This is a genomic window from Dyadobacter ginsengisoli DSM 21015 (assembly GCF_059568735.1).
On the sequence record NZ_JCANTY010000004.1, the window covers coordinates 213,696 to 225,608 of the forward strand.

The window sequence follows — 11,913 nt, forward strand, 5'->3', positions numbered from 1 at the left end:
TTCACTCGTTCAATCATTCACTCATTCAAAACTGAACACTCCGCTGATAAAGTGCCGGCGTCGTCCCCGTCCATCTTTTAAAAGCCCTTGAAAAGGCACTTAGTTCATTGTAACCCAGCATATAAGAGATTTCCTTCACGTAATAACCCCCCGATTCCAGATAATGCAGTGCCAGTGATCTCCTGACGTCGTCTGCCAGTTCCTGATAAGTAACATCTTCATCTTTCAGCTTCCGTTGCAGGCTGCGCGGACTGACGTTGAAATTTGCGGCCATTTCATCCAGGGACACAATACCCAGGTAAGCGTTTTTCAAAAGGTACTGATGCACTCTTTTTTGCCAGGAGTCTGCCAGACCCGTTTCCACGTGCATGGCCCCGATCTTTTGTAAGAGGCTTTCTTGCAATGCATAATTAGCCGTGAGCACGGGCAAATCCCAATATTGGTTGTCGAACGTAATCGCGTACTTGTTTTCGGCATATTCAGGACGCCGCCGCAATACCCGTTCCAGTTCCCGCAAATCTCCGTCGCGGAATGGCATGACGACACGCTCTGGGCGGATGCGTGCGAAGACGAGGCCGTCGAGTTCGTGCACGGCAAATACCAGAAAAAAAGAGGTCATTTGTTCAAAAGCAGCCGGCGAGTGGGCACGTTTGGCTTCGTGCGGCGTGAGGCGAAGTGTAAACGTATGCGCGTCGCGTTCCACGCTCATCCCGAAAAGGTCAGTCATGAGTGGTGTCAGCGCAACCGCATGCCCCACCCCCTCACCTATCGTCGTGCTGCTTTTGATGATTTCCCCCACGATCCCCAGGGCTGCCAGCTGAAGTGATTCGCCCAAATGAAGACCAAAGAGCGGGTCATTACTCAGGCTGCACGCATTCATCCACAGGTCGTTCAATTGTTTAGGATTGACTTCCACCTGATTGTCCGATGTAATCGCGTTGATGTCTATGCGGGAAAGCTGGCAGAGTTTCTCCGGCGCCAGGTCACGTTGGGCTGCGTAGGCCAGAAATGCCAGTACAAATTGCTTTTGCTGTTCGTTCATGAGGGCTAAGTTAAACTTCCGCACCTGATCCTGAAAGCAATGGTCGTGTAATGGTAACTGATTGTCGCGTAAAGACTGGTATTGAAGGTTATGCCTAAAAATAAAATAGCCCTCCGACATTGCCGGAAGGATATTTATGATACTCAACGTTAATTAATGCACAAATTTACCTTGTAATAAAACACGCCCTTATAGAGTTCCAACGCGATGTTTGTAGATACATTTCTACACCTTTGCTTATCAGGAAATTTTTAGCTTTGTGAGCTACCCACTAACGCGTCGTTTGACCTTGTCCTTATGAAGATATTGATTGTCGAGGACCACCCGCTCATCCGGATGGGGCTCAAACTGCTGATTTCCGAATCCGACTCTAAGGCACTTGTCACCCAATGCGATACTTTTCCGGAAGGCCTCGCCATGCTCGACCAGGAGAGGTTTGACTTGCTGATCCTTGACATCGATATCCCTGGCGGGGAAAACATCAAAATGATGAACATGATCCGCACCCGGCAGCCCGACATCGTCATCCTTATTCACTCCGGTTACGACGAACAGGTATATGCATTACCGTACATCAAGGCAGGCGCCAACGGGTTTCTTTCCAAACAGGCTTCACACGATGAATTCAAAACCGCGCTGAAGGCGGTGATGAGCAAAGGCAAATATGTCAGCTACCACGTGCAGCAGATCCTTCTCAACACAATCAAGGAGGATAATTTCGGAAAAGTGATGAACCCCATCACAAGCCTCTCACCTAACGAAATGCGTGTCATGCAGCTTTTGACCGAAGGAAAATGGACAAAGGAAATTGCTGCCATCATGAATGTAAAGGAAAACACCGTGAGTACTTACAAGCGACGGATTTTCAACAAACTGGATGTCGTGGATTCGATAGAGCTCTCTAAAAAAGTTTCGCTCCTGAAACAATTCTAACCACTAGCTGAAACGTAATGTAAAACGGGTTTCACCATTGTCGCTCATCACATGCAGCCTGACATTGATCAGTACGGCTATTTCTTTGACAATCAACAACCCCAAACCTGTTTTACGGCTAAACGGCTTAACAACATCGTCCGTTTCCTCGAGGTCCGGCGCATTGATGATCTCGATCACATGTAGCGGGATACCTTCGCCTGTATTAGCAATGTGAAGCACGACGTTTTCATCTGCCTGCCTGGCTACCGATATGCGGATTACTCCTTTCTGCGTGAATTTGATTGCGTTATCGATCAGATTGTGCACCATGATAGCCAGCATTTGCGCGTCTGAAGACACCGACAAGCCCAACGGCACTTCATTCTCGAAGGTATTGCCTTTCTGCTCGCTTGCAATTCTGAAAATCTCGTATTTGTTCTCGACGAGTGTCCGCAGGTTAACCGGCTCAAACTGAATGCTGTTGCCATATACGTGCACCTTGATATAATCCAGCAACCCGCGCAGGAGATCGCTCATCCTGCGTGAAGAGTTTGAAATAACCTGACCAATCTCCGAAACAACTGCCAACTCGCCTTTTTCAACCATCCCGGGAATCGATCCGGAGGTAAGCATAATGTAATTCAGCGGGGACTGGATGTCGTGGGTCATCGATGTCAGCAGGCGCGACAGCATGTGCAGCTGCCGGCTCAGTTCATTTCGTGATTCTTCCACCTCATGAAGCGCTGCGTTCAGGCTTTCGGTCCTTTTGGCGACTATCTGTTCCAGTCGTACCTTCTCCCGCGATATTTTCCGGATCCTAAAACTGTTATACAGATAAAAACCATAAACAATAAAAACAACCAGCAGCACCTTGGCCCACCATGTCTGATACCACAACGGCGGCACGACCACCGAGATCTTTCGGATCGAGTAATTGTCCTTTCCAAACCCATTAACCTTGCGTACGAGCAATGTATGCCTTCCATGTTCCAAATTGGAGAATGCTATACTGAAATCGTTACTCCGGATTGGAATCCAGTCCTGAGCAGTCACTTGATCGTCAGCGCCGATCAATGCATAGGAAAGATTGAGATTGTATGTGTTGCCGTAGTATGGGGTTGAGAAGAAGAAGCGTACCTGAACCGGGTTGGCAGGCAAAAGCAGCGTATCCCCTAAACCCGACAACAGCTGCCGGTTGACCTGCGTCTTGTCCAGAGTGATACCTGCCTGAGGTAAACGGGCTATCGTCTTTTTGGGCCGGAACCATATGAGTCCGTTGAGCGATGGTAATGCAACGGTGCCGTCAGGCAACGTCAGGCCACATGGTTGGCAGCCTCCATTGAACTCGTTGGTCAGAAAACCCTCCTCTTTGGCATGATAAAGATAAAATATGTCAAAAGGCGCTCGCTGATAGGCAAGAAGGTCCTTTACTGCAATCTGAAAAAGCCCCTTATTTGTCGGTATCCAAAAGAATCCGTGCCCGTCGTCAATAATACAATGCGGGCTGCCCAGATATCGATTTTTATCGAGCGGGAAGCGTGTCAGCTTGTTGTTGTCATAAAACAAGAGGCCATCGGCATTGGCAGTCAGCCAGATACGTTTCGCCTTGTCCACATGCAGGCTCTTGACATAAACGTCTTCGGTCCCCTTTAACAGCTTGTATTTGCCCGTAACCCCTTCAAACAGGAAAAGACCTTTGGTACTTCCAACCAGCATTTGTTCGCCATAGGCCTGAATGTAAGTTCCTTTGACTTTGCGCTGCAGCAATTTCGGCTGCGGATTCTCCACCGACGTGTCGATCACAAATAATCCCCTATCTCCGGTTGCAACCCAAATATTACTGTGATGGTCCGCGTGCACGTGCTTGACTTCATTGCCAAAACCCCAGCTTTTCAGAAGCCGGTCTCCTTTCCTGCTCAGCTGGTGCAGGCTGTCTCCTACCTTTACCCATAAAAATCCTTTCCCGTCATAGCAAAGACTCCGCTTATCTCCCGGGTTGAGTTTCCTGATGAGCGGGATACTGTCAAAGATGGTATTGCCTGTGGTGGCGTCCTTCCCCAGGATCATCCCCATGGCTGTAAGGACGCTGCTCGCATCCCTGGGCACCAGCGCATAAAATACATTCATGAATTCATCGTCCGGAAACGTCAGTGGCTCGAAAGAATGCTTCGTCAGCACATAAAGACCTTTGGAGGGGCTACCCAGAAAAACAGTCTGCGTAGCCGGATCCCGATAAACTGACTGAATTGCATGCTCATCCAGATCGAAATCCTCGACAATCAACCGGGTCGACAATCCATACCCGCGCCCTTCCTGCGCCATATACAACTTGTTTTGCCGGTAAAAATAAAGCTGGTCGCTGGTGAGGTTCCAGAAAATCCTTATATCGTCGACCTGCGCATGGTAACCATTGTCCCGAAGCAGGTCGCCGCCGATCACCATAGGTTTCGTATCTGTGTTGGAGACCATCGAAATGGTCCCATCCTCGTTACGGTGATAGAGTTTGCGTTGGAAGGTGAAAAAATTCCACCATTTGCCATGGCCGCTGAAACGCGTCTCTCCTGTTTTCACCTCACCGTTAAAAAATTCAACTTTGAAACTATCAATAACGCAAAAGCTGCCATCTCCGTAGCTACCGGGAATGACATAATGATGGGGTCTTACGATGTCCTTCAGATAGGTGGGAAGGCCCACTGAGAAAAACATCCGTTGTGTCCCGTCAAAATGGGGCAGCTTGTTGATTTTGTTTTTGAAATAGGCAGAATCCAGCTTCGGAATCCCCTTTTCGATTCTGACAAATTGATTCAAATCTGCGGCTGCATAGATTTCCTGCCCAGCCTTGCTATTGCCGTTTGCGTGTAACCTGTTAAACGATGGTTGGATGAGGTAAAAACGATTGCTGTTCGTCCCGATGAAAGCTTTGTCGAAAATGTTAAAATTTTGCCCATCGAACCTGGCCAGACCACTTTCGGTCGCGATCCATATAAAACCTTCGGCATCGGCTGCAAGACTCCTCACGCTGTTCTGCGGCATCCCGTTATCATCCGTATAGTGCACTACGGTGTAACCTTTCTGGGCCCGGGCCCGTCCCAAAACCACAAACACAATCAAAAGGGCAAGAGCAAAGAGTGGCTTGTTCACTGGATAACGAAAAGAAAAACCATATAATGCCCGCCGGCGAACCTGACGATCCAGGTCCCAACTATTCCGGAAAGTAACAGCGACAAATATAGACCTGGCAAAATTGTTATCAAACTGTGCAACACACTGCTTACACAAGCAACCGGTTATTATAGGGCTTCTTTATACAAAAACTAGAACTAGTTACATTATACATTACAACTAATTGATTTACAGATGGTTTATTATTGAAATTTGACGAATTTCATAGAAATCTTTCTATCACCCGTTTGGTATAGCGCTACAAACAATCCCAAAACGGATACTTAACTTTGCTGAATGTTATTGTGCGAATGGCACACACCTTGCCATATGGCTGCCGATCGATAACCTTTTGCGCTTACAAACCATTTATTATTTTGTTGACAGAACATCACACTCTATCCTGACCTGATGGATGAAACATATACTCATCGTTGACGATCATTCGATTGTCAGGCTGGCCACTCTCTTCATTATACGCGGCTTGATCTCACCCGTTACGCACTGGGAAAGCGACAACTTCGCCGATGCCTTATCGATCGTTTCAACCCGGCCGCTTGATCTGATTCTCCTGGATATTCATATTCCGGGTGGTGAGGGTTTTCAGATGATTGAAAAAATACGCGCCATTCAGCCTCAGGTGTTGATCCTGATGTTTTCGGGTGTGGATGAAGAAATTTATGCGGTCCATTATATTAAAGCCGGTGCCAATGGATTCCTCTCTAAAAGCGCAGCCGTTGATGAGGTCCGAAACGCTATATCGACCATCCTGGATCATGGGCGATATGCAAGCAGAAATGTGCGGCACATGTTGTTGCCTGGCCCACAGGATGCACCGAAAAAGCTAAGTAATCCGCTCGCTACGCTGTCGCAGCGCGAGCTCGAAGTAATGGACCTTATGCTGGAAGGCAAATGGACTAAGGAGATTGCAACGATCCTCGGCATTTCGGGCAGTTCTATCAGTACCTATAAGACCAGAATATTTGAAAAGCTCGATGTTACGACGATCATCGAGCTTTATCAGAGAGTCGAAATGCTCAGGAGAGAACGACAAGGATTCTGACTCCTAACCTTTGGCGCTTGCTCCGGCAATCAGTTCTTCCCGTATGCGACGAGCTACTGCTTTTTCTTCACCCGGCTGTAACATCCAGGCAGTTACCCGGATCAGGTTGGCCCCCTTCAGTGTCTCAGCGACAGCGGGATCGACAGAATCGGAACCAGCCTGGTAATGATATAGTGGCAAGCCTGAAAATCCCGCTTCAATTGACGGCGAGCCATACCGCAGCTTGTCGCGCAGCTCTCGTCCGGTAAGCTTCACCGTGGTATCGTCCCAACTGATGGTCAATGTGGGGGTAATGTTGCCTAGTTCCGGGATGGTCACCTTCGTGCTAACACCGGGCAAATCTTTAACTGCATTTTCGATACGGGAAATTTTAGCCTCCCATTCTTTCCATTCGCGCTCGTGATCACCTGAAATGAATTTTTCCAGCGCTACATACATCCCGAGTATTTCTTCCTTATTGACTTTATGACCCCTTGCGACCGTAAATCCCCGCGGAGGCGCATTGAAGCGTGCGGCAGCGACAATGTCTTTACGCCCCATCAGAATACCCGCACTCTGCGGCCCGCGCATGGCTTTTCCTCCCGATATAAAAACCAGATCGAAACCCATATCATTGAATTTCCAAAGATTGGAAACCGGCGGCACGTCCGCGGCGATGTCGATGGATGTTGGAATACCGTGTTTTTTACCCAGGGCAATCCATTCCTCGTGCTTGATCTTACCAGCATTGGCGGTAATATTAAGGAAGTGCAGGAGCGCCGTTTTTTCATTAACGGCTTTCTCCACATCTTCGATCGTCTCTACCTCTACTACCGTACAACCTGTGTTCAGAAACGCGTGGTTATAACGTTCGTTGTGGGATTTCTGACAGATGACCTCAGATTTCATGCCGGTGCCTTCCAGATGCGGTAACTGCTCTACTTTCACCACATCCTGCCCGGTAAGCACACCCGCCAGGCCAAGTGTCATCGCCGAAAAGGCACCGCAGGTAACCATAGCCGCCTCCGCATGTACGAGCTTCGCGATTTTCTCCCCTACTTTGTCCTGCACCTCGTCGATCATGCAAAAGTGCTTCGAGGTGTTTTCGATCGTTTCAACCACCTCGTCGTGCATGATGCAGCCCGACATGTAAGTGAGCGTTCCGGCCGCATTGATAAACGAGCGGATTCCCAATTCTGCAATAATATCCCTCTTTTTCTTTCGGGAACCAGTTTCCTCTCGTGACACGGAGCCCGGCAATACGCCGATCAATGGTAAAGAAGAAAGGCTTTGAATGACTTTTCTACGTTTCATGGGTTCAGGTTTTAATATGAGCCCAAGGTAATGGAAATGATTGAATCAATGGGTGATTGAGTGAGAGTGGGTCACTCATTTAGTTAGCCCATTCGTTCGGTTATTTTTGCATCCCGAGAAAAGGGAATATGTAATTATAGAAATCCTCCGGCACAAAAGGTTTGATCAGGTAACCCGAAAAGCCGTTTGCCAGCGCCCGCTCTTTTTCATTCTCAAATGCCGAAGCAGTGAGGGCGATCACAGGCACCTCTGGGTCTGACTTCCTAATGAGGGCCGTACTTTCAAAGCCGTCCATGACAGGCATCCGTAGGTCCATTAAAACCAGATCATACTTACTTTGCCTGAAAAGATCGTATGCCTCCTGCCCGTTAGCAGCTGTGTCGAACCTGATATGCTTCCTTTTCAACAACTGTGTGGCGAGTACCAGGTTCACTTTGTTGTCATCGGCCACCAAAACGCGTACATTGGGGAAAGGCTTCGGCGAAGCGCTGCTGTTTGGGACAACCTGTCGAAGAGGCTCGACAGAATATGGCAGTATAAGTTGAAATGCAAAAACAGAGCCTTTCCCTTCTTCACTTTTCAGGATGATCTTACTTTTAAAAAGCCGCATCAGTTCCTTTGAAATGGCCAAACCCAGACCGGTACCACCCGCGTTGCCATTATGGCTCCTGGATTTTACTTGGGTAAAGATTTCAAAAATACCATCCTGATCAGCCTTTGAAATTCCTATACCTGTATCAATCACTTCAAATTTCAGTGTGATAAACGTTGCGGTTCTGGCCGTTTCTGTAACATGAAGGCGCACTGATCCTTTATCTGTAAACTTGATCGCATTATGGACCAGATTGGTAATCACCTGGTTAAGCCTGACCCGGTCTGTGATCAGCTGTGGCGGCAATTGGGGATCAACAAAAAACACAAGCGAGATGCCCTTCTCATCCGCTCTGGGTTCAAAGGTTTTTCGTAGCACTTCAAAAAAGCCAAATGGCTCGAAAGGTTGTGGATCGAGCACTACATGGTTGGAGTTAATCTTGTTAAAATCGAGTATATCATTGACAACTGCCATCAGATGATCTGCCGAAAATTTCAGGGTTTGGAGCAATTCATTAGGTTTCTCCTGTTCTTTCTCTTCCTGCATCATCAAATGCACCATCCCAACAATCCCGTTCAGCGGGGTACGGATCTCATGGCTCATCATCGACAGGAAATCCGTTTTGGCGCGGGTAGCTTGTTCGGCGATCGCCTTTTGCTGTTCCAAAGCAACGTTGTGTTGCTGCAGCGTGTAACGGAAGTAAAAGTCGCGCTTGTCTTTGTTGTAATGGAGCTTAATAACAAATGGAAATACCAGATGTCCCACGAGCACAAAAACCCCTCCGTCTTCAAAGAACTGCAGGAGTGTATTATCACTCACCCAGTAGACGGCCAGCGGGTACAAAGTCAAACTCAGTGCCGAAATCACCAACGCATACCGCAAAGGCCAGCGTAATACCAGGCCGGCAAATATGATCGCGAGTGTCAGGTTCAGGCATGACTGAACGTAAGAAAGGTGTGGACGCGACAGCAGGTACGCATAAAAGAAGATGAGTGTTATAAAAGTATAAAAGCTCATCTGATGGCCGGTGATCACTTTCCTGTAATACAAAAAGATATATCCCAGAATAATGGCACCGGAGAAGAAATGAGTGGGCAGCAATGTGTAGAAAAACGGATCGCCCGAGAGATAAAATGCAACCGAGGATATCGGATTGCAGATCAGAAATGTGATACAGAAAAGAAGATTTGGCACCCGGGCCTTCGTCTCCGACTCCTCCTGCCAAAGCCGTTCAAAAGATCCCGAATAGTCGATGTTTTTCAATCAAGAAGGCTTTTTTGGAACGTTGAAAACCAAATCACGTCTAAAAATAGCGAACCTCGTTCATTTTTAAAGGTGGAAATATCCTTTTGTTGCTTCAAGACGTATGAGAAGGTATCATTCCGGGGCCAGGCTACCAAAGAAACCCTTTAGTTGATCAGAGTCCATGATGCGCTTGCAAGTCTCGACGGTAAGCGGTTTTTGCTGGTAATCAATAACCTGGGTAAATGTGAATGCGCGGGCTTTTTCGCTCTCTTCGGTTGCCGAACTGACCATGACAATCAGTACCCGGGATAAATAATTTCTGTCGCGAAGTGTACGTAAAAATTCCCAGCCATTCATGACAGGCATGTTGATGTCCAGTAAAATGAGGAACCGCGCATTTCCATGCTGGTGATGGTCAAGATAATCCAATGCATCCTGTCCATTGTAGCAAAGCACCATATCGTGCAGCACGCCACTTCTTTTGAGGAAGGCTTCATGCAGGAACAGCATGACCTTGTCATCATCTACCAGTAGGATTTTGAGCCCATCATTAACCATCGTTCTGAATTTTATCTGCCTTCCTTACAATTTCCTCAACTGTTCGTTCTGCTGCCGGTAACGTTCATTGCTAACGCGCGTATCATCGGACTTCATCACCGCCTCCGTGATATCATGGGAGTTGGCTACGATAAGCACCAACAAACAGCCGGATCGTCAGTCATATTGGCAGCTGTTGTGCCGATCCACCTATAGTTTCCATCCCGATCCCTGACCCGGAACTGTTCCGTCTTGATCTGCCCGCATTCGGGAATTTTTAAAAATAGTGCCAGCACTTTCCAGCCTGTCATCGGGGTGGATCCAGTCATAGGCATTTTCTCCGGTCAGGTCTGCGGGATGAATGCCCGGGACAGGACAGCAGCTTTCACCCGCAAAATGTTAGTTTCCATCGTCATCAAGGATAGCAATGAGGTCTGCGCCCTCCTGGGCCAATGCTTTGAATCTGCTTTCGCTCGCCTTCAGCTCCGGCCGTTTCTCCATCATTTCGATCATGTCGGTAATCACGAACATGCGAACACCTGGAAGAATAAACAGTTTTGCATTAAAACTCCCGGTAATTGATACTTCCTGTTCTGTGCGGATTCTCATAATACCGTTGAGAATTTCACCATTGAGGAAGTTCTTCCATACCTCTCGAATGGCGCCTAAGCCGGAAGATCGAGAAAGCAGTCTATTCTGAAGCCTTTCAACTCGCCCGTGGCAAAACCCGTTGAAACCGACGTAGCGCTGTTAAGATTGATGCAAACTCCATCGTTATTGCAGATCTAAAAACATACAAGGTTGCGTTTTTTTGCCTCGCTCATCAACTCGGGAATTCTATGCTTTTCAAAAAGCAGAATTATTACTACGAAAATCTTCTGCTTTTGGCATAGTAATTATCACGGGCTTTGAAAATCATGCTCTCATTTTATGAAAAAACAGACATTGCTCGTTTTTCTCGGTTTGATCATCGCTGTGAATACCAGCTGCGAAAACGATAACCAACCACGGAACGACCTCATTACCGAAACGGACAGACAATTCTTAACGACTTCCGCCGATGAGACACTATTCCAGGTCAATGCAGGACAAGTGGCCGCAGCCGGTGGCGAACTCAAAGCCGTGCGTGATTACGGGGAAGAAATGACTAATAATCACATTTTGGCCGGACAGGCCCTACAAAAGCTCGCGGGAGATAAACAGGTGGAATTACCGACGACATTATCAGACGATCGTCAGCAACAACTCGACAGCCTCACCATGCGCTCCGGCACCGCGCTCGACACGCTTTATACGCAACAGATGCTCGCAGCGCAGAATCGGATGACCCGCGTGCTGGAAATCGGTTCGGCTACTGCGAAAGACGCCGGGATCAAGGCCTGGGCTTCCGAAAGGCTTCCTGTGGTCAGACAGTTTGCCGATCGCGCCAAAGCCATCCGTGATTCGCTGAATTAGTGTTATTTTCACTGATCAACCAAATCACCTCAGGCATCACATTATGGAAAAGCTTTTCAGTCTCAACTGGCAGGACATGTGGATACCCACCACTTCTGTTCTGGAAGTCTTTATACGGGGTTCCATCACCTACTGGGCCATTTTCCTGCTGCTTCGGTTTTTTCGGCGGGGCACAGGGCAATTTAGTGTAAGTGACATCCTGCTGATCATTCTCATCGGTGATGCCGCCCAAAACGCCATGGCCGGGGAGTACAACAGCATTACAGAGGGTATTGTACTCGTAGCCACTTTAGTATTCTGGGACCTGGCGATCGACTGGTTAGGCTACAAATCGAAACGGTTCGGAGTGTTTTTCCAGGCCGACCCTAAATTACTCATCAAAGATGGCAGGTTCCAGCATGCCAATATGCGACGGGAATTCATCTCAGAGGAAGATCTCCTCGCCTACCTCCGTGAAAAAGGAGTAGAAAATGTTCAAAACGTAAAGCTATGCTACCTCGAAGGAAGCGGCAACCTAAGCGTGCTGGAACAGAAATGAATTTTGAATGACTGAATTTAAAATATTGAATGAACGAACAATCAACCGGGGCGCCAGGTGGTGCCTGAATA

10 protein-coding genes are annotated in these 11,913 nt (G+C 47.9%); 4 read left to right on the plus strand and 6 right to left on the minus strand.

Annotation, left to right across the window (positions count from 1 at the left end):
* Positions 1-25: 25 nt before the first annotated feature.
* Positions 26-1,042 (minus strand): helix-turn-helix domain-containing protein, encoded by a 1,017-nt coding sequence (locus BP71_RS16055; protein ID WP_496380930.1) that lies wholly within the window; start codon positions 1,040-1,042, stop codon positions 26-28.
* Positions 1,043-1,339: 297 nt separating this feature from the next.
* Here BP71_RS16055 and BP71_RS16060 point away from each other — a divergent pair, with 297 nt between their 5' ends.
* The gene (locus BP71_RS16060; protein ID WP_496380932.1) at positions 1,340-1,975 is read left to right on the plus strand and encodes a response regulator transcription factor; all 636 of its coding nucleotides are present in this window, start codon (positions 1,340-1,342) and stop codon (positions 1,973-1,975) included.
* Positions 1,976-1,978: 3 nt separating this feature from the next.
* Here BP71_RS16060 and BP71_RS16065 read toward each other — a convergent pair whose 3' ends face one another.
* The gene (locus BP71_RS16065) at positions 1,979-5,098 is read right to left on the minus strand and encodes a sensor histidine kinase (protein WP_496380934.1); all 3,120 of its coding nucleotides are present in this window, start codon (positions 5,096-5,098) and stop codon (positions 1,979-1,981) included.
* 436 nt (positions 5,099-5,534) lie between these two features.
* Here BP71_RS16065 and BP71_RS16070 point away from each other — a divergent pair, with 436 nt between their 5' ends.
* Entirely contained in the window at positions 5,535-6,182 is a 648-nt protein-coding gene (locus tag BP71_RS16070) for a response regulator (RefSeq protein WP_496380935.1), read from the plus strand.
* 3 nt (positions 6,183-6,185) lie between these two features.
* Here BP71_RS16070 and BP71_RS16075 read toward each other — a convergent pair whose 3' ends face one another.
* From BP71_RS16075 to BP71_RS16090, 4 genes are all read right to left on the minus strand, one after another.
* Complete coding sequence (locus BP71_RS16075) at positions 6,186-7,475, minus strand: aminotransferase class V-fold PLP-dependent enzyme (protein WP_496380937.1); 1,290 nt, start codon at positions 7,473-7,475, stop codon at positions 6,186-6,188.
* Between the two features lie 100 nt (positions 7,476-7,575).
* Entirely contained in the window at positions 7,576-9,330 is a 1,755-nt protein-coding gene (locus BP71_RS16080; protein ID WP_496380939.1) for a response regulator, read from the minus strand.
* 114 nt (positions 9,331-9,444) lie between these two features.
* Positions 9,445-9,870: a response regulator gene (locus tag BP71_RS16085; RefSeq protein WP_496380941.1), complete on the minus strand. Its 426-nt coding sequence runs from the start codon at positions 9,868-9,870 to the stop codon at positions 9,445-9,447.
* A 378-nt stretch (positions 9,871-10,248) separates the two neighbouring features.
* Positions 10,249-10,458, minus strand: a complete 210-nt coding sequence (locus BP71_RS16090) for a hypothetical protein (protein ID WP_496380943.1) — start codon at positions 10,456-10,458, stop codon at positions 10,249-10,251.
* 321 nt (positions 10,459-10,779) lie between these two features.
* Here BP71_RS16090 and BP71_RS16095 point away from each other — a divergent pair, with 321 nt between their 5' ends.
* Both BP71_RS16095 and BP71_RS16100 read left to right on the plus strand, forming a co-directional pair.
* Positions 10,780-11,304 (plus strand): DUF4142 domain-containing protein, encoded by a 525-nt coding sequence (locus tag BP71_RS16095; RefSeq protein WP_496380945.1) that lies wholly within the window; start codon positions 10,780-10,782, stop codon positions 11,302-11,304.
* A 43-nt stretch (positions 11,305-11,347) separates the two neighbouring features.
* On the plus strand, positions 11,348-11,842 hold the full coding sequence (locus BP71_RS16100) for a DUF421 domain-containing protein (RefSeq protein ID WP_496380947.1): 495 nt from the start codon (positions 11,348-11,350) through the stop codon (positions 11,840-11,842).
* The last annotated feature ends 71 nt before the right edge of the window (positions 11,843-11,913 follow it).

Bases quoted from the DNA above. Each gene is read 5' to 3' on its own strand.
- BP71_RS16085 (WP_496380941.1), bottom strand. From the start codon at position 9,870: ATGGTTAATGATGGGCTCAAAATCCTACTGGTAGATGATGACAAGGTC.
- BP71_RS16055 (WP_496380930.1), bottom strand. From the start codon at position 1,042: ATGAACGAACAGCAAAAGCAATTTGTACTGGCATTTCTGGCCTACGCA.
- BP71_RS16070 (WP_496380935.1), top strand. From the start codon at position 5,535: ATGAAACATATACTCATCGTTGACGATCATTCGATTGTCAGGCTGGCC.
- BP71_RS16100 (WP_496380947.1), top strand. From the start codon at position 11,348: ATGGAAAAGCTTTTCAGTCTCAACTGGCAGGACATGTGGATACCCACC.
- BP71_RS16060 (WP_496380932.1), top strand. From the start codon at position 1,340: ATGAAGATATTGATTGTCGAGGACCACCCGCTCATCCGGATGGGGCTC.
- BP71_RS16075 (WP_496380937.1), bottom strand. From the start codon at position 7,475: ATGAAACGTAGAAAAGTCATTCAAAGCCTTTCTTCTTTACCATTGATC.
- BP71_RS16090 (WP_496380943.1), bottom strand. From the start codon at position 10,458: ATGAGAATCCGCACAGAACAGGAAGTATCAATTACCGGGAGTTTTAAT.
- BP71_RS16095 (WP_496380945.1), top strand. From the start codon at position 10,780: ATGAAAAAACAGACATTGCTCGTTTTTCTCGGTTTGATCATCGCTGTG.